This is a genomic window from Cypionkella sp. (genome assembly GCF_034376685.1).
Lineage (GTDB): Bacteria > Pseudomonadota > Alphaproteobacteria > Rhodobacterales > Rhodobacteraceae > Cypionkella.
The window spans coordinates 22,501-45,260 of the sequence record NZ_JAXMJJ010000034.1 but is presented as its reverse complement, the minus strand read 5'-3'; the positions used below and the strand labels follow the sequence as shown (position 1 = coordinate 45,260).

The 22,760-nt window shown below is 60.4% G+C and carries 21 protein-coding genes; 17 read left to right on the top strand and 4 right to left on the bottom strand.

The annotated features are described in order from the left end of the window. Positions 1-62: 62 nt before the first annotated feature. From U1A24_RS07675 to U1A24_RS07665, 3 genes are all read left to right on the top strand, one after another. The gene (locus tag U1A24_RS07675; RefSeq protein WP_416173474.1) at positions 63-1,352 is read left to right on the top strand and encodes a lipoprotein-releasing ABC transporter permease subunit; all 1,290 of its coding nucleotides are present in this window, start codon (positions 63-65) and stop codon (positions 1,350-1,352) included. Next, positions 1,345-2,028 carry an ABC transporter ATP-binding protein gene (locus tag U1A24_RS07670; protein ID WP_322321390.1) on the top strand — a complete coding sequence of 228 codons (684 nt, stop codon included), beginning with the start codon at positions 1,345-1,347 and terminating at the stop codon, positions 2,026-2,028. Before U1A24_RS07675 ends, U1A24_RS07670 begins: the two co-directional genes overlap by 8 nt. 61 nt (positions 2,029-2,089) lie before the next feature. After that, positions 2,090-2,503 (top strand): c-type cytochrome, encoded by a 414-nt coding sequence (locus tag U1A24_RS07665; protein ID WP_322321389.1) that lies wholly within the window; start codon positions 2,090-2,092, stop codon positions 2,501-2,503. A gap of 109 nt (positions 2,504-2,612) precedes the next feature. On the opposite strand, the gene U1A24_RS07660 is transcribed toward U1A24_RS07665, so the two are convergent. Beyond that, on the bottom strand, positions 2,613-3,848 hold the full coding sequence (locus U1A24_RS07660) for an aminopeptidase (RefSeq protein ID WP_322321388.1): 1,236 nt from the start codon (positions 3,846-3,848) through the stop codon (positions 2,613-2,615). A gap of 234 nt (positions 3,849-4,082) precedes the next feature. Between U1A24_RS07660 and U1A24_RS07655 the strand changes: the two genes are divergently transcribed. Genes U1A24_RS07655 through U1A24_RS07625 form a run of 7 tightly spaced genes read left to right on the top strand, consistent with a single transcriptional unit; the run spans position 4,083 to position 11,343 of the window. Then, positions 4,083-5,687: a peptide ABC transporter substrate-binding protein gene (locus U1A24_RS07655; protein WP_322321387.1), complete on the top strand. Its 1,605-nt coding sequence runs from the start codon at positions 4,083-4,085 to the stop codon at positions 5,685-5,687. 48 nt (positions 5,688-5,735) lie between these two features. Next, positions 5,736-6,698: an ABC transporter ATP-binding protein gene (locus U1A24_RS07650; RefSeq protein WP_322321386.1), complete on the top strand. Its 963-nt coding sequence runs from the start codon at positions 5,736-5,738 to the stop codon at positions 6,696-6,698. Beyond that, positions 6,695-7,618, top strand: coding sequence for an ATP-binding cassette domain-containing protein (locus tag U1A24_RS07645; protein WP_322321385.1), 924 nt, complete (start codon positions 6,695-6,697; stop codon positions 7,616-7,618). Before U1A24_RS07650 ends, U1A24_RS07645 begins: the two co-directional genes overlap by 4 nt. After that, positions 7,615-8,544, top strand: coding sequence for an ABC transporter permease (locus tag U1A24_RS07640; protein WP_322321384.1), 930 nt, complete (start codon positions 7,615-7,617; stop codon positions 8,542-8,544). Before U1A24_RS07645 ends, U1A24_RS07640 begins: the two co-directional genes overlap by 4 nt. Continuing rightward, positions 8,541-9,404 carry an ABC transporter permease gene (locus U1A24_RS07635; RefSeq protein ID WP_322321383.1) on the top strand — a complete coding sequence of 288 codons (864 nt, stop codon included), beginning with the start codon at positions 8,541-8,543 and terminating at the stop codon, positions 9,402-9,404. The genes U1A24_RS07640 and U1A24_RS07635 overlap by 4 nt, the downstream gene beginning before the upstream one ends. A 1-nt stretch (position 9,405) precedes the next feature. After that, positions 9,406-10,596 (top strand): aminotransferase class V-fold PLP-dependent enzyme, encoded by a 1,191-nt coding sequence (locus U1A24_RS07630; RefSeq protein WP_322321382.1) that lies wholly within the window; start codon positions 9,406-9,408, stop codon positions 10,594-10,596. 27 nt (positions 10,597-10,623) lie between these two features. Continuing rightward, the gene (locus tag U1A24_RS07625) at positions 10,624-11,343 is read left to right on the top strand and encodes a FadR/GntR family transcriptional regulator (RefSeq protein WP_322321381.1); all 720 of its coding nucleotides are present in this window, start codon (positions 10,624-10,626) and stop codon (positions 11,341-11,343) included. Positions 11,344-11,468: 125 nt separating this feature from the next. Here U1A24_RS07625 and U1A24_RS07620 read toward each other — a convergent pair whose 3' ends face one another. Further along, positions 11,469-12,728, bottom strand: coding sequence for a D-amino acid dehydrogenase (locus U1A24_RS07620; protein WP_322321380.1), 1,260 nt, complete (start codon positions 12,726-12,728; stop codon positions 11,469-11,471). 485 nt (positions 12,729-13,213) lie between these two features. Between U1A24_RS07620 and U1A24_RS07615 the strand changes: the two genes are divergently transcribed. The 4 genes from U1A24_RS07615 (at position 13,214) to U1A24_RS07600 (ending at position 17,339) form a co-directional block, all read left to right on the top strand. After that, on the top strand, positions 13,214-14,338 hold the full coding sequence (locus U1A24_RS07615) for an extracellular solute-binding protein (protein WP_322321379.1): 1,125 nt from the start codon (positions 13,214-13,216) through the stop codon (positions 14,336-14,338). Between the two features lie 112 nt (positions 14,339-14,450). Further along, positions 14,451-15,533, top strand: coding sequence for an ABC transporter ATP-binding protein (locus tag U1A24_RS07610; RefSeq protein ID WP_322321378.1), 1,083 nt, complete (start codon positions 14,451-14,453; stop codon positions 15,531-15,533). Then, entirely contained in the window at positions 15,534-16,457 is a 924-nt protein-coding gene (locus U1A24_RS07605; RefSeq protein WP_322321377.1) for an ABC transporter permease, read from the top strand. A gap of 12 nt (positions 16,458-16,469) precedes the next feature. Then, a complete protein-coding gene (locus U1A24_RS07600; protein ID WP_322321376.1) occupies positions 16,470-17,339 on the top strand; it encodes an ABC transporter permease in 870 nt (289 codons plus the stop codon). Between the two features lie 95 nt (positions 17,340-17,434). Here U1A24_RS07600 and U1A24_RS07595 read toward each other — a convergent pair whose 3' ends face one another. After that, positions 17,435-18,655, bottom strand: coding sequence for an acyl-CoA dehydrogenase (locus tag U1A24_RS07595; protein WP_322321375.1), 1,221 nt, complete (start codon positions 18,653-18,655; stop codon positions 17,435-17,437). 76 nt (positions 18,656-18,731) lie between these two features. Between U1A24_RS07595 and U1A24_RS07590 the strand changes: the two genes are divergently transcribed. Together U1A24_RS07590 and U1A24_RS07585 are read left to right on the top strand one after the other, a co-directional pair. Continuing rightward, entirely contained in the window at positions 18,732-19,631 is a 900-nt protein-coding gene (locus U1A24_RS07590) for a LysR substrate-binding domain-containing protein (RefSeq protein ID WP_322321374.1), read from the top strand. Between the two features lie 131 nt (positions 19,632-19,762). Then, positions 19,763-21,148 carry an FAD-binding oxidoreductase gene (locus U1A24_RS07585; RefSeq protein WP_322321373.1) on the top strand — a complete coding sequence of 462 codons (1,386 nt, stop codon included), beginning with the start codon at positions 19,763-19,765 and terminating at the stop codon, positions 21,146-21,148. Between the two features lie 57 nt (positions 21,149-21,205). Here U1A24_RS07585 and yghX read toward each other — a convergent pair whose 3' ends face one another. Then, complete coding sequence (gene yghX, locus U1A24_RS07580) at positions 21,206-22,093, bottom strand: YghX family hydrolase (protein ID WP_322321372.1); 888 nt, start codon at positions 22,091-22,093, stop codon at positions 21,206-21,208. 170 nt (positions 22,094-22,263) lie between these two features. Between yghX and U1A24_RS07575 the strand changes: the two genes are divergently transcribed. Next, on the top strand, positions 22,264-22,710 hold the full coding sequence (locus tag U1A24_RS07575) for a thiol-disulfide oxidoreductase DCC family protein (RefSeq protein WP_322321371.1): 447 nt from the start codon (positions 22,264-22,266) through the stop codon (positions 22,708-22,710). The last annotated feature ends 50 nt before the right edge of the window (positions 22,711-22,760 follow it).

Genomic DNA, 22,760 nt, shown 5'->3' with positions numbered 1-22,760 from the left:
ACAAGCGTTCCTTGACCCTGCTGCGGTTACGTTGCACTTTGGCGCGAAAAAGAAAGAGCAGCATCTTGGCCTCCACCTCCCCGTTTTCGCGCTTTGAATTCATGATTGCATGGCGCTATTTGCGCGCCAAACGGGCCGAGGGTGGCGTGTCGGTGATGACCTGGATCAGCCTGATCGGCATCACCTTGGCGGTGTTTGCGCTGATCGTGACGCTGGCGGTGCGCTCTGGCTTTCGCACCGAACTGGTCTCGACCTTTCTGGGCTCGAACGCGCATGTGACGGTGTATTCGGCGGGCTCTATGAACCCTGAGGGCCAGATCGTGAAGGGCTTTGCCGATTACGATGCGATCTCGGCAAAGCTGGCGGCGATCCCTGGCGTGATTGAAGCCGCCCCGCAGATCAAAGGTCAGGTGATGGTGACGGCGGTGGGCGATGGCACCAGCGGGGCCGAGGTGTTCGGGCTGCGGCTGGCCGACTTGCGCCGCATCCCTCGCATTGGTGACGGCGCGGATGCTTACGGCAAGCTTGATGATTTTGAGCAAGGCATCGCGATTGGCTCTGGCTTGGCGCGCACTTTGGGGGTGACGGTGGGCGATAAGGTGCGGGTGATTTCGCCCTCTGGCGTCAAAAGCCCGATGGGGTTCAGCCCGCGGATCAATGCCTATGCCGTGGTCTATATCTTCACCTCGGGCAATTATCTGATCGACCAAAGCCGGATGTATATGCCATTTGCCGAGGCGCAGAGCTATTTCAACCGCGAAAATCTGGCGGATGAATTCGCGGTGATGGTCAATGACCCTGAACAGATCGACAGCTACCGCGATGCAGTGATGGGCGCGGGCGGGCCGGACGCGATGTTGTGGACATGGATGGATAGTGCCGGAAGCTACCTGAATGCGCTGAAGATCGAGGACAATGTGATGTTCCTGATCATGTCGATCCTTGTGCTGATCTCGACGCTGAACATTATCTCGGGTCTGATCATGCTGGTGAAAAACAAGGGCCGCGATATTGGGATCTTGCGCACGATGGGGCTGACAGAGGGATCAGTTTTGCGGATCTTCTTCATCTGCGGCGCGTTTACCGGGGTGGTGGGCACGCTGTTGGGCGTGGTGATCGGCTGTCTGTTCGCGACCTATATTGATCAGGTGGTGGCGGCGATCAATCTGGTGACGGGCGGCGATGTCTGGGATCCGTCGATCCGGGGGATTTACGCGCTTCCTGCGGAGTTGCGCTTGAACGATGTGCTCTCTGCGATGGCTTTGTCTTTGGGCCTGTCGTTTATCGTCACGATCTTCCCGGCGCGGCGTGCGGCCCGGATGAACCCGGTGGAGGCGCTGCGTTATGAGTGATTTTGCGCTGGAACTGGCGGGCATCGAGAAATGCTACAATCGCGGCAAGCCGTCAGAAGTCATGGTGCTGCATGGCGCCACCCTGGAGGTCAAGCGCGGCGAGGTGGTGGCTTTGGTCGCGCCCTCAGGTGCGGGCAAATCGACGCTGCTGCATATCGCGGGGCTGCTTGATACGCCGGATGAGGGCTCGGTTGCGTTGGGCGGGCGCAATATGGTCGGGCTTGGCGACAAGGCCCGCACCGAGGCGCGGCGCAATGATGTCGGCTTCATTTACCAGTTCCACCACCTGCTGCCCGAGTTTACCGCGCTGGAAAACGTGGTGATCCCGCAGCTGGCAAATGGCGTGCCGAAAGCCGAGGCCGAGGCGCGCGCGCGTGATCTGCTGGCGCATGTCGGGGTGTTGCTGCGCGCCAGTCATCGCCCGGCGGCGCTGTCGGGGGGCGAGCAACAGCGGGTGGCGTTCTGCCGCGCGCTGGCCAACAAACCGAAACTGCTGCTGGCGGATGAACCCACCGGCAACCTTGATCCCGGCACCTCGGATCAGGTGTTCGGCGCGTTGATGGCCTTGGTGCGCGAAACCGGCCTTGCCGCGCTGATCGCCACCCATAACATGGAGCTGGCTGCGCGGATGGACCGCGTGGTGCGGCTGGACAAGGGCCGGGTTGTGACGTCCTGATACAGATCAAGGTTGGCGTTTTGCATCTGTGCAAGAAAATGCCACCAATCAGGAGATCACCATGCGCATCCTACCTCTTGTGACGGCTCTCGGGATGTCGGTTCTGCTGTCCGCCTGCGTGGAATATGGCAAGCCACCCGAGAAAACCACCGGCGCGCAGGACTACAACGACTATTGCGCGGCCTGTCATGGCCCGACCGGGCAGGGTGACGGCGGCACGGCGGGGACATTTGCGAAAAAGCCCGCCGATCTCAGCACTTTGGCCGCGCGCAACAAGGGCACGTTTCCGACCACCAAAGTGATGGCACAGATCTGGGGCTATGCGGGCAAGAAGGGCAAGGGTGTGATGCCCGACTTCGCGCCCTTGCTGGAAGGCGATACCGTGCCCTATGACGGCGGCGATGGCATTGCGACGCCAACGCCGATCCGGCTGGTGGAGCTGGCAGAATATCTCAAGACGCTTCAGGTGAAATAGTCCGGCTGACTCCAGAAGATTTGACTAAAATTGTCATCCTCTGTGCTCAAATATCCCACCGGGGTCTGGGGGTGTGAAGCCGCCAGTGGCCTGCCTCAATCGCTCCAACTTACGCCCATTCCCCCCGTCGGAACACCGCTTCCACCGTGCCATCCGCAGCAATGCCGTCAATATCCACAAGCCCCGAGCCGATCATCCAATCGACATGGATCATGCTGGCATTGCCGCCTTGGGCTGCGATCTGCTCTGGCGAAAGCGCAGCACCATTCAGGAAACACTTGGCGTAGCACTGGCCCAAAGCGATGTGACAGGCGGCGTTTTCATCGAACAGCGTGTTGTAAAACAGCAGCCCGGATTGCGAAATGGGTGAGCCATGTGGCACCAAAGCCACCTCGCCCAACCGCCGCGCACCCTCATCGCTGTCGATCAGTTTTTGCAACACAGCCTCGCCTTTGGTGGCCTTGGCCTCGACGATGCGACCTGCCTCAAACCGCACCTGAATGTTCTCAATCAATGTGCCCTGATGCGCCAAGGGTTTGGTGGCGCTGACAAATCCCTCCACCCGCAAGGCGTGCGGGGTGGTGAAGACTTCCTCGGTCGGGATATTGGCGTTGCAGGTCACCCCATTCTTCGCGGTCGAGGCCCCACCTTGCCATTCGTGGCCATCGGCCAATCCCACAGTCAGATCGGTGCCGGGGCCAGTGAAGCGCAGGGCGGAAAAGCGCTTGCCGTTCAGCCATTTGGTCCGGCTGCGCAGGGCGGCGTTATGGGTGGCCCAAGCCGCCACCGGATCGTCCTGATCGACGCGGGACGCTGCAAAAATCGCCTCTGCCAGCCTATGCACGGCGGCATCAGCGGCCAAGTCCGGGAAAATCTGCCGCGCCCAAGCCTCACCTGGATAAGAACAAATCGACCAGTTGATATCAAAGCCCGCGATCTTCGCCAAAGCTGGCTGATAGGCCAAGGAATTCGCCTTGCCCGCGCGGGCAACCTTCGCGGGGTCTTCCCCCGCCAGCAGCATCGGGTTGTCACCGACAATCGCCATTCGGGCAGCGCCGTTGGCGAAGGCTTCGGCCATGCCATTGTAGAGCCAGTTCGGCGCGGTATCGAAACTGGCATCGTGGCCATACTGATAGCGCGCCAAGGCAATCGCCTCATCGGCGAAAATCGGCGTCACCACGCCCGCACCTGCGCGATACGCCGCAGCTGCGATCAGCCGCACGAGGGGCAGGGCACTCATCGGCGCGGTCAGAATCAGATCCTGCCCCGGTTGCAGCGCGACGCCGACATTCACCGCCACCTCGGCCAGTTTCGCCAGCTTTACCGGATCAATCGCAGGGGTCATCGCAGCATCCTTTGCCTGTTTTGCCGCAGACCATAGCCGCAGGCAGGGCAGGGTCAACCGTTTGAAAAGAATCTGCGCCCCATCACAACCTGCGTATTGCGCGACGGTTCAGAATTTGTCAGACATTTGAAATTGACCCCACGGCAGCCGACGCCAGCGGTCAAAATGCACCGGGCAAACTCGGGCATCCTGCCAATGAAAAGCCCAAGCATGGGCGTCAACACGGAGGAATAGATGCGACAGTTCCTGAAACTCGCGGGGGCGCTGGCGACGGCCACGCTGCTTGCGACGATGCCGATCGCGGCGCAGACCATCGTATATAGTGCGGGGGACAGCACCTCTGGCACATATATGGATTATATGAAAACCGTCTACGCCCGTGCGGGCAACCCCGAGATCATCCAACTGCCGCTGTCCAGTTTCGATAATGACTATGTGCTGCACCCGATGGCGGCCGAGTCGTGGACGCAATCCGAAGATGGCCTGACCTGGACCTTCAAGCTGCGCCCCGGTTTGCTGTGGTCGGATGGCGCGCCTTTGAAGGCCAGCGATTACATCTTCGCGCTGCAACGCGCCGCCACCACCGGCTATGATTTCGCGTGGTATTGGGGCTATGCGGGCGGGATTGAGAACTGGGATGCGGTGACCAAGGGCGAGATGGATGTCGCGACTTTGGGCATCAAAGCTGTCGATGATTTGACGCTTGAAGTCAAAACTGCAGCGCCGAAACCCTATCTGCCAAGCGTGGTTTCGCTGTGGTATCCGGTGCCGCAGCACGTCTGGGACAAACTGGGCGACGATTACGCCGCCAATGTCGATACGCTGGTATCCTCCGGCCCGTTCATCGTGGAATCGTGGGAGAAATCCAACAACAAGATGGTTCTGGTGAAGAACCCGAAATACACCGGGCCTTGGGCGCCGCAGGTGGACCGCTTGGAAATTGACCCGTCTTTGGGTGCGCCAGAGGTCGGTCTGCCCGCCTTCATGGCAGGCGAGGCGGATTTTTCTTATCTGAACGCAGGTCAAATTCCCTTTGTGGAACAACGCTTTCCGGGCCAAATCGCCAAGAACGCGGTGTTCGCCACCACCTATATCTCGTTCAGCCTTGATATGCCGCCCTTCGACAACATCAACGTCCGCAAAGCGTTTCAGGCCGCAATCAATCGCGATGAGATGACTTCTACGGTGCTGAAAGACCTCGCCATTCCCGGCAAATCGCTGCTGCCGCCGGGCTATCCGGGGTACAACGACGTGATCACCGCGCAGGCGGTGTTTGACCCGGAAAAGGCCAAGAAGTTCATGGCCGACGCGGGCTATCCGGGCGGCGAAGGCTTCCCCGAGGTCGAGATTTGGTATCGCGATCAGGGCGGCTATAATGGCGCAATCTCAGGCCCGATGCTGCAATATCTGCAAGCGCAGTTTAAGGATGTTCTGGGAATCACCATGAATATCAAAGTGATGCCGACCAAAGACTGGATGGCGGGTATGATGGAGAAAAAGAACAACCTGTTCTTGGCACCCTATGAATATGACTACCTCGACCCGTCGAATTTCTACGGCATCTTCTTCAATGGCGGGCGTCACGACCATCATCTGCAAGCCTATGACGATCTGGTCGCCAAGGCGGATTCCGCTCCGAAATGGGAGAATCGTGAGAAGCTGTATGAGCAGGCCGAGCAGGTTCTGATCGACAACGCATCCTTCGTGCCGCTGGTGCATCCGATCACCAATGCGGTGGTGTCGGCGGATCTGAAGGGCGATGGCACCAAGCCGAACAAGCTGGGCTTTGCGCCGCTGCGGCAGTTGGCGCTGTATTTCTACACGCATGTGTCGAAATAATCCCCTACGCCCCCCGGTCTGATCCGGGGGGCTTTTATCGGAGCGTTTATGACCCTGCTGAATATCGAAAATCTGACCGTCAGCTTTCCGCAGCACGATGGCGTGGTGCAGGCGGTGCGCGGGGTGTCCTTGCGGATTTCACCGGGGGAAAGCGTTGGTATTGTGGGCGAATCCGGTTCGGGCAAGTCGGTGACCTGCATGGCGGCGCTGCGGTTGCTGCGTGAACCTCCGTCGCGGATTTTGGCGGATAAGCTGGAGTTGGGCGGCGTCGATATGCTGCGGGCAGGGCGCGCGCAACTGGCGGCGGTGCGGGGCCGGATTGCGGCAATGGTGTTTCAAGACCCGATGACGGCGTTTGATCCGGTGTTCACCATTGGCCATCAGATCGTGGAAACCATCCGCGCGCATCGCGATGTATCGAAATCTGCCGCTGCGGTTGAGGCCTCGGCCCTGCTGGCACGGGTGGAAATCAAGACCCCCGAGGCCATCCTGAACAGCTATCCGCACCAGCTTTCTGGCGGCATGTTACAGCGCGCGATGATCGCGATGGCTTTATCCTGCCGCCCGCAAATTCTGTTCGCGGATGAGCCGACCACCGCCTTGGATGTGACGATTCAGGCGCAAATTCTGCACCTGATCAAGCAGTTGCAGGCCGAGTTGGGCATGGCGCTGATCATGGTGACGCACGATCTGGGCGTGGTGGCCGAAACCGTGGACCGCGTGGTGGTGATGTATGGTGGCCGGGTGATGGAAACCGCCCCGGTGCAGGATATTTTTGACGCCCCGCTGCATCCCTATACCCAAGCGCTGATGGCTTCGATGCCCGGTCGCACGCCGGGAAAGCAGCGGTTGGTAGAGATTGCGGGGGCTTCACCCAACCCCGCCAATCCGCCGACAGGTTGCCCGTTTCATCCGCGCTGCGCTGCGGCCGATGCGCGCTGCGCCGCCGAAGCGCCTGTTTTCAAAGCGCTGTCCGACAGCCGCGCCGCAGCCTGTTGGAGGCTGGTATGACCCCGGCATTAGAGCTGAAAAACCTTTCCAAAACCTATCAACTGCGCCACAGCTCTGGGTTTTTCGCCCGCACCACCGATCATCTGGCGGTCAACAACGTCTCGCTGACCCTGCCGCGCAATCAGATTTTGGGGCTGGTGGGCGAAAGTGGGTCGGGCAAAACCACCACTGGCATGATGGCGATGCGGTTGGTGGAGCCGACCTTTGGGCAGATCCTCGTCGATGGCACCGATATCACCGCTTTGGGCCATGCCGCGCTGAAACCCTACCGCCGCAAGATGCAGGTGGTGTTCCAAGACAGCTATTCGGCGCTCGACCCGATGATGACCTTGGCGCAGATCGTGGCGGAGCCTTTGCATATTCATGGGCTTGGCAGCGGGGCGGAGCAAACCGAACAAGCACTTGATATGCTGGTGAAAACTGGCCTCGACCGCTCTTATGGCAACCGCTATCCGCATGAGCTTTCCGGCGGCCAGCGTCAGCGTGTGGCGATTGCCCGCGCGCTGATCCTGAGACCATCGGTCTTGGTGGCGGATGAGCCGACCTCGGCCCTAGATGTGTCAGTGAAGGCGCAGATCATCAATCTGCTGTTGGATTTGCAGGCCGAAATGGGGTTGTCGATCCTGTTCATCAGCCATGATTTGTCGGTTGTGCGGTCGTTGACCGACAAGGTTGCGGTGATGTTTCAGGGCCGGATTGTGGAAGAGGCCGCCACGGAAACCATCTTCACCGACGCCCGCCACCCCTATACCCGTAGCCTGCTAGATGCGATTCCGGTGCTGAACCCGCGTGAGCGCCGCGCAAGAACCTTCCTGACCCGTGCGCAGATTGAGGCCGCAACGCCCCGGTTTTCCGACCAAAACGGCCTGCCTGAATTGCACGAAATAGCCCCCGGCCACCGATTGGAGGCGATCCGATGATCCGTTATATTCTGGGCCGTCTGGCCTCTATTGCCCTCACCTTCACCGTGGTGTCGATCATCGTGTTTCTGATGATGCACGCGGTGCCGGGTGGCCCGTTTGATGGCAACGACATGCCGGTCAACGATGCGGTGAAGGCCAAACTGAACGCCTCGCTTGGCCTCGATCAACCGCTTTATGTGCAGTATTTCAAATACATGTGGGGTGTGCTGCATTTCGATTTCGGCGTGCCGTTCCAATCGCCGGGCGAAACCGTGCTGCAACTTCTGGGCCGCGCTTGGCCGCCCAGCCTGATCTTGGGCGGCGCGGGCGTGCTGATCGGCGCACCCTTGGGCATCCTCTTGGGCATGGCCGCAGCCCTGCGCCGCAACACTTGGATCGACTATCTTGCCTCGGCCTTCGCCACTTTGGGGCTGACGATTCCGGTGTTCGTGATCTCGATGGCGCTGATCATGGTGTTCGCGGTCTGGCTGAATTGGCTGCCCGCCAGCGGCTGGGGCAAACCCAATTCCTGGATCCTGCCGATCATCGCCTATGCCGCGATCCCGATGGCGACCTACGCGCGCTACACCCGCTCTGCGATGTTGGATGTGCTGAACAAGCCCTTCGTCACGGTCTTGCGCGCCAAGGGGCTGTCGGAGCGCCGCATCATCTTCCAGCATGTGCTGCGCAACGCCGCCTTGCCGATGGTGACGGTGTTCCTGCCGATGTTCATTGGCACCGCGACAGGCTCGATCTTTGTCGAGGCGATGTTCCGGGTGCCGGGGCTTGGCGCGTATTTCGTAAGCTCGATCAACCTGCGCGACTACCCGCTGGAAATGGCGCTGATCCTGATGATCACCATGATGTTCTGCGTGGCCTATCTGATTTCCGACATCATCTATGCGCTGCTCAATCCCCGTATTCGGTTCGGAGACGGCAAATGACCACATTAAAACCGCGCAGCCCGCTCTATTTCGCATGGCGGCGCTTTGCCGATAACAAAGCCGCACTGGTCGCCGGAGCGATCTTGCTGCTGATCGTCCTGATGGCGATTTTCGCGCCGCTGATCAGCAAAACCGGCTATGCCGAGCAAAAATTCCTAACCCAAGCCTATGCCTTCCCGCAGGCTGAGTTCTGGTTTGGCGTCGATGATCTGGGCCGCGATTTCTTCACCCGCATCGTCTATGGCGCGCGGGTGTCGCTGACCATCGGCTTCACCGCAGCCGCGTTTTCGCTGATCATCGGCATCCCTTTGGGGGCCGTCGCGGGCTATTACGGCGGGCGGGCGGATTGGTGCGTGATGCGGCTGATCGAGCTGTTTTCGGTCGTCCCACCCCTTCTGGCCGCCATGCTGCTTGGCGCATTAACCAATGGCGGCTTTGCCACCATCGTGCTGATCGCGGCCTTGTTTGGCTGGGTGCAGGTCTGCCTGTTGGTGCGTGCGCAAGTGAAAGCGATGGCGCAGAAGGAATTTGTCCGGGCGGCGCAGGCGCTGGGGGCGACCCCCGGCTATATCATCCGCCGGCATCTGATCCCGAATGCGATCTCGCCGATCATCGTCGGCTTTGTGCTGGCGATTCCGCTGGCGATGATGCTGGAAGCAAGCCTTAGTTTCCTTGGCATCGGCGTGCCGCCGCCGGTGCCAAGCTGGGGGCAGATGATCAATGTCGGGATGAATTTCATGTATTTTTACTGGCACTTGGCAGTGTTCCCGACCGCAGCACTTGCCATCACCGTGCTTGCGACCACGCTGTTTGGCGATGGTTTGCGAGACGCTCTTGATCCGACCCTGAAAGGGCGCTGAATTGCAAAACCTTGATGCCTTCTTCCTGTTGCGCCCCGACGTGACCTTCCTGAACCACGGTTCTTTCGGGGCCTGCCCTCGGCCGGTTTTTGAGGAATATCAGCGCTGGCAGCTGCAATTGGAAAGCCAGCCGGTGGCGTTTCTGGACCCTGCACGGGGGCTGTCGGGTTGGATGCGCGATGCGCGGGTGGCTATGGCCGCGATGTTGGGCACCTCGGCGGAGAATATCGTCGGGCTGACGAACGCCACCTATGCGCTGAACATCGTGGCGCAGTCGCTGGATCTGAAACCCGGTGATGAGATTCTGACCACCGATCACGAGTATGCCGCACTGGAAAAGACCTGGGCCTATGTCTGCCGCAACACCGGGGCGGTGATCAGAACCGTGCAAATCCCGCTGCCGCTGACCAATGAGGCGCAGTTCACCGATGCTGTGCTCACGGGGTTCACCGACAAAACCCGTGTGCTGTTCCTGTCGCATATCACTTCGGCCACCGCCTTGGTGTTCCCGATTGAACGGGCCGTAGCCGAGGCCCGCAAGCGCGGAATCTATACGGTGATCGACGGCGCCCACACCCCCGGCCATATCCCGCTGAATCTTGACGCGCTGGGTGCTGATTTCTACGCGGGCAACTGCCACAAATGGATCATGGCCCCGAAAGGCTCGGCCTTTCTGCATGTCCGCCCCGAATTGCAGGCGATGTTGAACCCGCTGGTGATCAGCCATGGCTGGACGGCAGATGCCAAACTGCCCGGCACCAAGGGCGTGTTCGGCAACTCGCCGTTCATTGACGGGCTGGAAATGCAAGGCACCCGCGACCCTTCGGCTTGGCTGACGGTGCCTGCAGCGCTGCAATTCCGCCAGGATCACGATTGGGATAAGGTGGCCGAAAGCTGCCAAGCCCTTGCCCAAGATACCGCCGCACGGGTGCGTGCGATCACCGGGCTGCCCGCGCTCAGCAGCCCGGAGTTTTGTGCGCCGCAAATGGTGTCAATGCCAGTGCCGCGCTGCGATCCGGCCCATCTGAAAACCCGGCTTTATGATGACTACCAGATAGAAATCCCCTGCTTTGACTGGCAAGATCACACCATCGCACGGGTCTCGGTGCAGGGTTACAATACCGAAAGCCAAATGGACCATTTGGTAACGGCCTTGACAGAATTGCTGCCGCAGGTATCTGCCAAAGGTTAAAGCGCGGCCTCGCGCACCGGAGAGATCATGTCGCGCACCGCCATTCGCTACCTTGAGCCGATTGAAACCGCCGCGCGCGGGGTGGCGGTGCTGGATGCTTTGGCCGAGATGATCGAACGGGCGGGGCTGCAAGTCGGGGATCGGCTGCCGCCCGAAGTCTCCCTTGCCACGGCCCTCGGGGTAGGGCGGTCGACCATCCGTGAGGCGCTGAACCGATGGGAAGGTTTGGGCATCATCCGGCGGCGTCGCGGCGATGGCACTTACCTCACCGCGAAAGTGCAAACCTCGCAGGGCCCGTTGCCAACGATGATCCGGCTGGAGGGGGAGGCGATCTTGCGCCTCTTGGATATGCGCCGGGTGATCGAATCCGGCACGGTGCGGCGGGCGGCGCTGAACGCGACCCTCGCGCAGCGCCAGCAGATCAGCCGTTTGTGCGATGTGTTGTTGCAGATTGTTGATACCGGCGAGTCCTACCGTGCTGCCGACATGGCGTTTCACAGTGCGATTTGCGATGCCACCGGCAATCCGATGTTTGGTCAAGTGCTGGCGAAGATGGATGACGCACTCGAAAGGTCCGCAGAATCGCCGTTCTCGGTGCCGGGGTTCGGTCTGGCGAGCTTTCCTCCGCACCGTGATCTTGCCGATGCCATCGTCGCGGGCGATCCTGATGCCGCCGAGGTCGCGATCAACACCATCCTGGATTCCGTCGAATCCGAAATCCGCCAGATCATCTCGCCGGGCACATAGTCGCTAAAACTGAGCTAAAATTGTCATCCTCTGCGCGCAAATATCCCACGGGGTTTGCCATTGGTATCGCCATTGGTTCGATAGACCAATGGCATGGGGGGCGAGCCCCCGGCCATCAGCCGCCATCACGCCGCGTGATAGCGGGCATACCCCAGATCCGCAGTCTCAATATCCGCCGCCTTGCCTGAAATCATATCCGCCAGCACCCGCCCCGAACCTGCCGCCATCGTCCAGCCCAACGTGCCATGCCCGGTGTTCAGGAACAGGTTTGAGATCGGAGAGCGGCCCAAGATCGGCGTGCCATCGGGCGTCATCGGGCGCAGACCGCACCAGAAGGTCGCGCGCGATTGATCGCCCGCGCCGCCGAACAGATCCTCCACCGAATGCACCAAAGTTTCGCGGCGTTTGGCGTGCAGGGTCATATCGAAGCCTGCAATCTCGGCCATGCCACCGACGCGAATCCGGTCGCCCAATCGGGTGATAGCGATCTTATAGCTTTCATCCATCACGGTTGATTCGGGGGCGCGGCTGGCATCGACGATCGGCACGGTGATCGAATAGCCCTTCACCGGATAGATCGGCAGTTTGATCCCCAAGGGACGCGCCAGCAGCGGAGAATACGACCCCAGCGCCAGCACAAACGCATCCGCAACCACCCGACCTTCCGAGGTGTGCACGGCGGCAATCTTGCCGCCTTCAGCCTCCAGCCGATCAATCCGCACGCCATAGCGGAAGGTCACGCCTGCCGCCTTGGCCATATCCTGCAAACTGTTGGTGAATTTGAAGCAATCACCGGTCTCATCCCCCGGCAACAGCAGGCCGCCTTTGATGGCATCGCGGCGGGGCGCCAGACCGGGCTCGGCCTTGATGCATTCATCTGGGTTCAGCACCACGAAGGGCACGCCATCGGCCTGCAACACCTTGATATCTTTATACGCCCCATCCACCTGCTTCTGGGTGCGGAACAGTTGCAATGTGCCCTGCATCCGCTCGTCATAGGTAATCCCGGTGTCGCGGCGCAGATCCATCAGGCAATCGCGGCTGTATTCGGCCAAGCGCACCATCCGGCTTTTGTTCACCACATAGGCGGCTGAGGTGCAGTTCATCAGCATTCGCATCACCCAGGACATCTTCGCCAGATCCGGCGCAGGCTGGATGATCAGTGGGGCATGGCGCATGAACAGCCATTTCATTGCCTTGGCCGGAATACCGGGGGCGGCCCAAGGGCTGGCATAGCCGGGGCTGATTTCACCGGCGTTGCCGAAAGAGGTTTCCAGCGCCGGACCGGGCTGGCGATCCAGCACCGTCACCTCATGCCCGGCTTGTGCCAGATACCACGCCGAGGTGACGCCAATGACGCCCGCGCCAAGAATGACAACCTTCATATGCAACCCCTAATTGTGCAGGCCCTGTCGATTTACGGCACCATAGCGCAAAGCCGCGAAAGGAGTTTGGAAAGGTGTCGGTGGGGCGCGTAATTATTCGAAGATTATTCTAAGATATATCAGTAAGGTGAAATTATGGGCGATATATGAACGACAAAGCCGCACATCACACCTTTCCAGCCTCCGATTTTCGACGGCCAAAAGCAAAGATTTCCCCTGTGCCTGCGAGGCCAGACAACCCGCCATCCGCGCGGCCCTGCCCGATTTGAGAGCATTTGCCCCCTAAGCCCGCAATTCGCGCGTTTTCTTGATCCGCCAATCAACAACTCTTGTTGACAGAACTCCCCTGCACAGGAGTAGGCTTGGCTTATGGACCGGTCCGCGCTTGTCACATCTGTGTCATGTGTGGGGCGATCTTCTACAACAAGATGCGCAAAGCATCTGCTGCCATCCGCCAACAGCGGATCAACTCCAGGGAGACTTTCGTGAAAAAACATATCGCACTGAACCGCCGCAGCTTTCTAAAGTCGTCGGCCATTGGCGTGGGCGCATTGGCGGCCCCCGCGATCATTTCCTCCAAGGCGCTTGCCTCGTCGGGCGAGCTGAACTTCACCGGCTGGGCCGGCTATGACAAGCTTTCTGCCGAAGTGTTTCCAGCGTTCACCGCCGCCACCGGCATCACCGTCAACTTCAAGGAACTTCCCGATCAGGACACCATGTTTGGTGAAGCCAAGGTCGCGCTGGAAGCGGGCGGCATGGATGTGACCGAACCGACCATCGAGCGGGTGGGCGCCTGGAACTCGAACGGCCTGCTGGGCGCTTGGGATCCGGCCAAACTGGCGATGGACAACTATCTGCCCGGTCTGGCCGATGGCTCGGCGGGCGAGCGGTCGCGCATCGACGGCAATCTGATGTATGTGCCGTCGAACTGGGGCACCGAGTCGCTGGTCTACAACAAAGAAAGCGCGAAACTGGGCGAGCCGCCAACCTTGGGCGCGCTGTTCGACCCGGCGAACCAGGTCACGCTGCGCCCGCATTCGGCGCTGGCTGCGATGGGCCGCTGGCTGGATGCACAGGGCAAACTGCCGCGTCCGTGGATTGACGGTTATGCCGACATGGGCGCGATGGTCGAGTTGTGGGATATCGCGCTGGCCGAAGCCATCAAAGCCAAGGGCAATGTCGTGCAGTGGTGGTCCGGCGAGAACGAGGCCAATGCAGGCTTTACCGCCAACGGTGCAACCGTCGGCCTGTGCTGGGATTCGACCGGCTTCAACCTGCGCAATGACGGTTACGGCTATATGGCCCCGACCGAAGGCGCCTTCGCATGGCATCAGGGCTTTGTGCTGCTGAAAAATGCCGTCAACGTCGATCAGGCGCATGAGTTCGCCAAATGGGTCTCGACCGCTGATGGTGCTGCGATGTGGGCAACCGCCTTCTCGTCGAACCCGGTTGGCAAAGGCGCATCCGAGAAAATGGACCCGGATGTCGCGACCTACTACAACGGCACCTTCAACGACGAGGCGCTGGCAAAACTGTGGTGGTGGCCGAACCAATCGGCAGAGTTCCTCACCAAACGGGCCGAGTATGCTGACAAGTACAAGGCCTCGTAAGCGGTCCAACTGAACCAGACGCCGGGTCCGAAGGGGCCCGGCGTTGATATTTTCTGCGCACGACCGGCCTATGGCCTCATAACAAAAACATATCAGGGGGAAAGACGATCCAATGAGTGCTGGGATTGATCTTGAAAATGTCTGCTGCGACTTTGGCAGCTTCCGTGCGGTTGATAACGCCAATGTGGCGATCAAACCCGGAGAGTTCTTTTCGTTTCTGGGGCCGTCGGGCTGTGGCAAGACCACGATTCTGCGGATGATTTCCGGCTTTATTGATCCGACGCAGGGCGTGATCCGCATCGGTGGCAAAGACATGCAGGGCCAGCGCCCGAACCAGCGCCCCACCGCGCTGATCTTCCAGAATTTGGCACTTTTCCCGCTGATGCCGATCTGGGAAAATATCTCGTTCGGGCTGGAAGTGCGGGGGGTTGACAAGGCCACCCGCCGGGCCAAGGCGCAAGCTTTGCTGGAAATGGTCGATCTGCCGGGGGCGGCGGATAAAATGGTCAGCCAGTTGTCGGGCGGCCAGAAACAGCGTGTCGCCATCGCGCGGGCTTTGGCGGTTGAGCCGAAAGTCATGCTGCTGGACGAGCCGTTGTCGGCGCTGGATCTGAAGCTGCGTCAGCACATGCGGGCCGAGTTGCGCGCCATCCAAAAGCGCACCGGCGTGACCTTCATCTACATCACCCACGATCAGGGCGAAGCACTGGCGATGTCGGACCGTGTCGGCGTGATGAGCCAGGGTCGCATCCAGCAAGTCGCCGACCCGCGAGAGATTTACAACAACCCGGTCAACGGCTTCGTCGCGTCTTTTGTCGGCGAAAACAACATCTTCACCGGCTCTGTCAGCAACGCCTCGGGCGGTATGGCAGGGTTTGACACAGCGCTTGGTCCGTTCCGCGCGCGGCTGGGCGAACTTGCCAAGGGCAACAATATCAAGCTTTACGTCCGCCCCGAACACACCATCTTGTCGGAAGCTGCGGCGGCAGAAAACTCGGTGCCGGTGACGGTGTCGGAAGTGTCCTTCGAGGGCGCGTTTATCGCGGTGCATGGCAAGACCGCCACGGGTCAGACCATTGTGGCCGAAGTGCGCAACGACGGCTCTGCCACGGTGCCCGAAATCGGCGCGGCACGGTTCGCGCATTTCAACGCCGCCCATGCCTCGATCCTGCCCGATTCAACGGTGGTGGCGTAGATGGGCAATATGATCCGCCGCTATGGCGCAAGTCTGACCCTGCTGATCTGCCTGCTGACCGCATTCTGGCTGCTGATGCTGGTGATCGTGCCGAACATCACCTTGCTGGAAAGCTCGTTCCGGCCCTATCTGCCCGTCACAGAAGTCGGCGGACCGCTGGATGTCTACACCGCCGCCAATTACATGAAAGTCTTCAACGGCGCGATCGAGGTTTCACCGCTGGGCTTCACATTTGAAATTCCGGTGCATGTGCTGACCTTCTCGCTGACGCTGTTCTACTCGGTGGTGGTGACGCTGATCTGCTTTGCACTGGCCTATCCCCTGGCCTACTTCATGGCGAAAATCCTCAGTGCGCGATCGCTGCCGACGATGTTCTTGCTGCTGTTTGTGCCGCTGTGGGTGTCCGAAGTGCTGCGGGCCTTCGCATGGTGGATCATTCTGGCGCTGAAAGGCCCGCTGTCCTGGGCGCTGATTCAGTTGAACATCATCGACACCGAAGTGCGCTGGATCGTCGGCTATAACGGCGTGATGATCGGGCTGGTCTATACCTATGTGCTGTTCATGATCTTCCCGGTTTACAACGCGATTTCTTCCTTGGATTCCAACCAGATCGAGGCCGCCGAAGATTTGGGCGCGCCGTGGTGGCGCATCCATTGGCGTATCGTTTTGCCGCATGCCAAACCCGGCATCGCAAGCGGTGCCGTGATGGTGTTCATGCTGTCGGCGGGCTCGCTGCTGGTGCCGTCGATCCTGGGCTCGACCACCTCGCAATGGTTCACCCAGACCGTGCAGCAATGGATGCTGGATGCACTGGATTGGAACACCGCTGCGGCCTACGCCTTCTTGCTGCTGCTGATGTGCACCTTGTTCGTCAGTCTGGTGATGAAGATTTTCCGCGTCAAACTTTCTGACATCGCGAACTGAGGGAGGGATAATATGCACAAACTGCGCCAAACCCTCGCCCGCGTCTATGCCGGGGCCTTCATCTTCTACATGCTGCTGCCCTTGGTGATCATGGCGGCAGCCGCCTTCAATGACAACAAAACCCCCTCTATCGTGCCGTGGCGGGGCTTTACCACGAAATGGTTCACCGCCCTGTGGGCGGATGACCGGATGTGGCATGCGTTTCAGAACACCATCTTCGTCGCCATCGCGGTCGCATTGATCTCGGTTATTGTGGGGACGGCGGCGGCGATCCTGATCAACTCGGTCTCGGGCAATCTGCGCGCGGCTTTGTATGGCACGATGATCTCGACCATCCTGATCCCGGGTGCGGTGATCGGGATTTCCACCATGATCATGTGGACCAAGATGGGCAACGCGATGGATACCGATTTCATCCTGTTCAAACCGGGCCTGCATCTGTCGGTGCTGGGTCAGGTCAGCTACATCGCCGCCATCGTGATGCTGCTGGTGCTGGCGCGGCTGCAAAGCTTTGATCAGGGGCTGGAAGAGGCAGCGCTTGATCTGGGGGCATCCCACGCTCAGGTGATGCGCCGCATCCTGCTGCCGCATCTTTATCCAGCCATCGGGGCAGGGGGCGCGGTTGCGTTCTTCCAGTCGATCGAGAACTTCAACGTGACGCAATTCACCCGAGGCGGGGCCGATACGCTGACGGTCTATGTGTTCTCCAAGGTGCGATCCGGCATCACGCCGACGATCAACGCCTTGGCCCTGCTGCTGATCGGGGTGACACTTCTGCTCGCGGTGCTTTACGAGCTGAAACGCCGCCGCACCGCCAGCATCGAAGCCGCGCGAGAGGCTGAAGCCCGCCGCGCCGCCGCCTTGGAAGAGGCGATTATTTAAGAAGAAGCACATATGGCAAAAGGCCCGGAGCGATCCGGGCCTTTTCTCTATCGTGGTGTCCTCTTGGGGTAGGGTGGGTAAAACCCACCGCCCGCTTAAAAGAACGCCTGCAATCCGGTCACAGCCCGCCCCAAGATCAGCGCATGCACGTCATGCGTGCCCTCATAGGTGTTCACCGTCTCAAGGTTCACCATGTGGCGCATGATCTGGTAATCTTCCTGAATGCCGTTGCCGCCATGCATATCCCGCGCCCAACGGGCCGCATCCAAAGCCTTGCCGCAGTTGTTGCGCTTGATGATCGAGATCATCTCGGGCGCCGCATTGGCTTCATCCAACAACCGCCCGACGCGCAAAGACGCCTGCATCCCCAGCGAAATCTCGGTCAGCATATTCGCCAGCTTCAACTGATACAGCTGGGTCTGCGCCAAAGGCTTGCCGAACTGCTTGCGGTCAAGCCCGTACTGGCGCGCCGCCCCCATGCAGAACTCCGCCGCCCCCAGCACGCCCCAAGAAATCCCGTAACGTGCGCGGTTCAAACAGCCAAACGGCCCTTTCAGCCCCTCGACATGCGGCAGCAAGGCGTCTTCGCCGACTTCCACATCCTTCAAAACGATCTCACCGGTCACCGAAGCGCGGAGGGAGAGCTTGCCGCCGATCTTCGGTGCCGTGAGCCCCTTGGTGCCTTTATCCAGCACAAAGCCCTTGATTTTGCCGCCATGCGCTTCCGACTTCGCCCAGACCACGAACACATCGGCAATCGGCGCGTTGGAAATCCACATCTTCGCGCCGTTCAAAACGTAGCCATTGGCGGTTTTCTTCGCCACGGTCTTCATCCCCGCCGGGTCAGACCCTGCATCCGGTTCGGTCAGACCAAAGCAACCGATCCATTCCCCCGACGACAGCTTCGGCAGATATTTCATCCGCTGCGCCTCGGTGCCATAGGCGTAGATCGGATACATCACCAATGACGATTGCACCGACATCATCGACCGATAGCCAGAATCCACCCGCTCGACTTCGCGCGCGATCAGACCGTAGGCGACATAAGACGCGCCCAAGCCGCCGTATTGCTCGGGCACGGTGACGCCCAGCAAACCCATCTCACCCATCTCACGGAAGATCGCCGGATCGGTGGATTCGTCGCGATAGGCCGCGATCACCCGCGGTTGCAGCTTTTCCTGCGCATAGGCCCGCGCGCCATCGCGCAGCATCCGCTCTTCCTCGGTCAGCTGATCTTCCATGCGGAACGGGTCTTGCCAATCAAACCGCCCCAGATCAGGCGCATCCTTGGCTTTCAGCTTGGGCTTATCGGTCATCGCGGCTCTCCAATGGTTTTGCCGATTATATTGCACAAACTCCGCAGAACGCCTAACGAGGTTCTGGCAACAAAACATGAGGAAACCTCATATGCTCTCGCGCCGCTATCTGCCGTCGATGCCATCCTTGCTGGCTTTAGAGGCCGTCGAGCGTCTGGGTTCCGCCTCTGCCGCAGCCGAGGAACTCAACCTGACGCAAAGTGCGATTTCGCGACAGTTGCAGGTGCTTGAGGGCCAGTTGGGTCTGGGCCTGATCATCCGCGACAAGCACCGTCTGCGCTTGACCCCCGCCGCACAAGACTATTGCCGCGAGATCCGCCGCGCCCTGCAAGCGCTGAACCAAGCCAGCCTGACCCTGCGCGCCAATCCCAATGGTGGCACGCTGAACCTCGCGATTCTGCCCGCCTTTGGCATGCACTGGCTTGCCCCCCGGCTTGCGCGCTTTGCCGCCCAGCATCCCGAAGTGACCGTCAACCTATCGACCCGCCTGCAACCCTTCGACTTTGCCACCAGCCATTTCGACGCCGCCATCCACTATGGCCGCCAAGACTGGTCGGGCGTCGAGTATCTGCCGCTGATGGAGGAAGACTTGCTGGCGGTGGCCTCTCCGGGCCTGCTGAAAGCGCCGCTCGGCTCTGCCAATGACATTCTCTCATACCCGCTGTTGCAGTTGGAAAGCCGCACCGGCGATTGGGGCCGCTGGCTGGCGCATCACGGCAGTCCCAACCAACGCCCGCCCGCCATGCTGTTCGACCAATTCGCCACCATGACGCAAGGTGCAATCCACGGTCTTGGCGTGGCCCTGCTGCCGCTGTTCCTGATCGAGCGTGAACTGGCCGAAAACCGCCTGATCCCCGCATTCGGTCCGCCGATCCCCTCACTCGGCAGCTATTATCTGGTCTGGCCAAAAGACGCCGCCCCGCGCGCGCCGCTTGCCTCGTTCCGCCACTGGATCGCCGCCGAGCGTGACGCCTAAAATTTAGCTCTTATTGTCATCCTCTGTGCGCAAATATCCTCAGGGGTGAGGCCGCAGGCCGAGGGGGGCGGAAGCCCCCCTTGCTTTTGATCAAATGCCCCGGCATCTTGCCGCAAACAAAGGGGCCCATCATGCAACCTAACCACATCGGAGACGTGTCGTTCTGGTATGCCGATATCGGCCTGCCACAAACCCGCCGCCCCAGCCTTACGGAAAACACCACGGCCGATGTGGCGATCATCGGCGCGGGCTTTACCGGGCTTTGGGCGGCCTACTATCTGAAAAAGGCCAATCCGGCGTTGAATGTGCTGGTGATCGAGAAGGAATTCGCAGGTTTTGGTGCCTCGGGCCGCAATGGCGGTTGGTGCATGGGCACCTTTGCGTGGAACCATGAGGCCTACGCAAAAGCCACCAGCCGTGAGGCCGTGCTGGAAATGGTGCGCGAACTTGAAACCACGGTGCCCGAGATAATCCGCGTCTGCGCCGAGGAAGGCATCGACGCTGATATCATCCCTGCGGAAGAGCTGATGCTGGCCACCAACCCCGCACAACTGGCGCGGATGCACGAGGCGATTGCGCATCACGAACTCTGGGGCAACGCGCACCGCGTTCGCGAGCTTTCCCCCGCCGAAGTCAAACAGCGCATCACCGCGCCGAACGTGTTGGGCGCGATGGCGGTGTCGGGCATGGCCCGCATCCAGCCCGCCAAACTGGTGCGCGGTCTGGCTGAGGCTTGCGAACGGATGGGTGTGCGGATTGCCGAAGCCACCGAGGTGCTCTCCTACGATCAAGGCGAAATCATCACGCCGAAAGCCGTGGTGAAAGCCCCGATCATCCTGCGCTGCACCGAAGGCTTCACGGCTACGCTCCCCGGCCACAAACGCGAATGGCTGCCGCTCAATTCCGCCCAGATCGCCACCGTGCCGCTGCCACCCGAAGTATGGGAGAAAATCGGCTGGCACGGGCATGAGCTGATCGGCGATATGAACAACGCCTATTGCTACTGTCAGCGCACGCGCGAGGGCCGCATCACCGTTGGCGCGCGCGGTGTGCCGTATAAGTATGCCAGCCAAATGGATAATAACGGCGAGCCGGATGCCGAAACCATTCGCCGCTTGACCGAAGTGTTGCACACCCATTTCCCCGAAGCAGCCGCCTATCCCATCGACCACGCCTGGTGCGGCGTCATCGCCGTGCCGCGCGATTGGTGCGCGACCGTGGGGCTGGACCGCAAAACCGGCCTCGGCTGGGCAGGTGGCTATGTCGGCACCGGGGTTTCTACCGCCAATCTTGCAGGCCGCACCCTCGCCGATCTGGCGCTGAACCGCGACACCGCGATTGCCAAATTTCCCTGGGTCAACCGCCGCGTCCGGCAGTGGGAGCCCGAGCCCTTCCGTTGGTTCGGCGTGCATCTGATGTATAAACTGTTGCGCATCGCCGATCAGCGGGAAGCCAGACTTGGCATCCCGCCGTCAAAATTCGCAGCCTTTGGCAACTGGCTGACGGGCCGTCACTAAAGGCTGGGCGGCACTCGCCGCCCAAGAACTGTGACGGCAGAGCTACAGCAGCCCGATCTACGCCAAATTCGCGCGGAAAAACGCCACTGTGCGCTCCCAGGCCAGATCCGCCGCCGCCTTGTCATAGCGCGGCGTGGAATCGTTGTGAAAACCGTGGTTGACGCCGGGATAAATGAACGCCTCATACTTGGTCCCGGCGGCCTTCAACGCCGCTTCATAGGCGGGCCAACCCTCGTTCACGCGGGTATCCAACTCGGCATAATGCAGCAAGATCGGGCATTTGATCTTGGGGACATCCTCGGCCTTCGCCTGCATGCCGTAGAACGGCACCGCCCCGCCCAGTTCGGGATAAGCCACCGCCGCCGCATTCGACACACCACCGCCATAGCAAAACCCGGTGATGCCGACCCGCCCCGTGGAGCCTTCATGCGCCATCATCCACTCGATCGCCGCGAAGAAATCATTCATCAGCTTGGTCGGATCGACGGTGGATTGCAGCGTTTTGCCTTCCTCGTCATTGCCCGGATAGCCGCCAACGCTGGTCAAGCCATCCGGGGCCAGCGCCAGAAATCCGGCCTTCGCCAAGCGCCGCGCCACATCCTCGATGTAAGGGTTCAGCCCGCGATTTTCATGCACCACCACCACGCTGGGCAACTTGCCGGACGCCGCCGCAGGCTTCACCAGATAGCCGCGCACCTCGCCATTGCCATTCGGGGAAGGGTAGGTGACATATTCCGCCAAAATCTCAGGGTCATTGAAGCTGACCTGCTCGGCCAAAGCATAATTCGGCGACATGATCCCCAGCAGCGCCGCCGCTGTCAGCCCGCCGACGGTAAACTTTGCCGCCTTGTCGAGAAACTCGCGCTTGGAGATTTTGCCATGCGCGTAAAAATCATAAAGCTCCAGCAATTCCGGGCTGAAGTCCTTCGCGGTCATTCGGGTCATCACGCTCTCCTTGCTTCTGGTGGATCAAAGCTAGCGCAGAGTGCGTGCTCGGCCTCTCACGCTTTCGTGAAGGGCGCAACTTTGGCGATATCCGGCCAATTTGCCAGCGCAGGGCCGCTGCGACATCACAGCCCCTCGCACAGCAGCAAAAGCTGCGGCACACTCGCGACATGCAGGTCCGCCACCTCCCCAGCCCGCTTGATCAGATGCTTTCCGGCAAGAACCTGATCGTGTTCGACGGCGAATGCGTGTTCTGCTCGGCGTTCTTCCGCTTCATGCTGCGCCACGACCGCGCACAGAAATTCCACTATGCCACCGCGCAAAGCCCGCTTGGCCAAGCGCTGTATGCGGCGCTCAACCTGCCGCTGATAGATTTTGAAACCAATCTCGTGATCACCAACGGCGAGATTCACCAGCGCCTTGACGCTTTCGCCGCCGCGATGGCGGAACTGCCCGCGCCGTGGCGCTTTGCCCGCATCGCCCGCCAGCTGCCCAAGGCCGTGAAAGACGCGATCTACAAACCGATCGCCCGCAACCGCTACCGCATCTTTGGCCGCTATGACACCTGCCTGATCCCGGATACCGTGGTGAGATCCCGGTTTTTGGGCCTGACCTGAGTCCTGCCCGCCACACCTCACAGCTATATGCAGTATCCGCGATCAGCCCC

What these genes read in the sequence shown, in the direction of transcription:
- U1A24_RS07670 (WP_322321390.1), top strand. Translation starts at nt 1,345, where the DNA reads ATGAGTGATTTTGCGCTGGAACTGGCGGGCATCGAGAAATGCTACAAT.
- U1A24_RS07665 (WP_322321389.1), top strand. Translation starts at nt 2,090, where the DNA reads ATGCGCATCCTACCTCTTGTGACGGCTCTCGGGATGTCGGTTCTGCTG.
- U1A24_RS07660 (WP_322321388.1), bottom strand. Translation starts at nt 3,848, where the DNA reads ATGACCCCTGCGATTGATCCGGTAAAGCTGGCGAAACTGGCCGAGGTG.
- U1A24_RS07655 (WP_322321387.1), top strand. Translation starts at nt 4,083, where the DNA reads ATGCGACAGTTCCTGAAACTCGCGGGGGCGCTGGCGACGGCCACGCTG.
- U1A24_RS07650 (WP_322321386.1), top strand. Translation starts at nt 5,736, where the DNA reads ATGACCCTGCTGAATATCGAAAATCTGACCGTCAGCTTTCCGCAGCAC.
- U1A24_RS07645 (WP_322321385.1), top strand. Translation starts at nt 6,695, where the DNA reads ATGACCCCGGCATTAGAGCTGAAAAACCTTTCCAAAACCTATCAACTG.
- U1A24_RS07640 (WP_322321384.1), top strand. Translation starts at nt 7,615, where the DNA reads ATGATCCGTTATATTCTGGGCCGTCTGGCCTCTATTGCCCTCACCTTC.
- U1A24_RS07635 (WP_322321383.1), top strand. Translation starts at nt 8,541, where the DNA reads ATGACCACATTAAAACCGCGCAGCCCGCTCTATTTCGCATGGCGGCGC.
- U1A24_RS07625 (WP_322321381.1), top strand. Translation starts at nt 10,624, where the DNA reads ATGTCGCGCACCGCCATTCGCTACCTTGAGCCGATTGAAACCGCCGCG.
- U1A24_RS07620 (WP_322321380.1), bottom strand. Translation starts at nt 12,728, where the DNA reads ATGAAGGTTGTCATTCTTGGCGCGGGCGTCATTGGCGTCACCTCGGCG.
- U1A24_RS07610 (WP_322321378.1), top strand. Translation starts at nt 14,451, where the DNA reads ATGAGTGCTGGGATTGATCTTGAAAATGTCTGCTGCGACTTTGGCAGC.
- U1A24_RS07605 (WP_322321377.1), top strand. Translation starts at nt 15,534, where the DNA reads ATGGGCAATATGATCCGCCGCTATGGCGCAAGTCTGACCCTGCTGATC.
- U1A24_RS07600 (WP_322321376.1), top strand. Translation starts at nt 16,470, where the DNA reads ATGCACAAACTGCGCCAAACCCTCGCCCGCGTCTATGCCGGGGCCTTC.
- U1A24_RS07595 (WP_322321375.1), bottom strand. Translation starts at nt 18,655, where the DNA reads ATGACCGATAAGCCCAAGCTGAAAGCCAAGGATGCGCCTGATCTGGGG.
- U1A24_RS07590 (WP_322321374.1), top strand. Translation starts at nt 18,732, where the DNA reads ATGAGGAAACCTCATATGCTCTCGCGCCGCTATCTGCCGTCGATGCCA.
- U1A24_RS07585 (WP_322321373.1), top strand. Translation starts at nt 19,763, where the DNA reads ATGCAACCTAACCACATCGGAGACGTGTCGTTCTGGTATGCCGATATC.
- yghX (WP_322321372.1), bottom strand. Translation starts at nt 22,093, where the DNA reads ATGACCCGAATGACCGCGAAGGACTTCAGCCCGGAATTGCTGGAGCTT.
- U1A24_RS07575 (WP_322321371.1), top strand. Translation starts at nt 22,264, where the DNA reads ATGCAGGTCCGCCACCTCCCCAGCCCGCTTGATCAGATGCTTTCCGGC.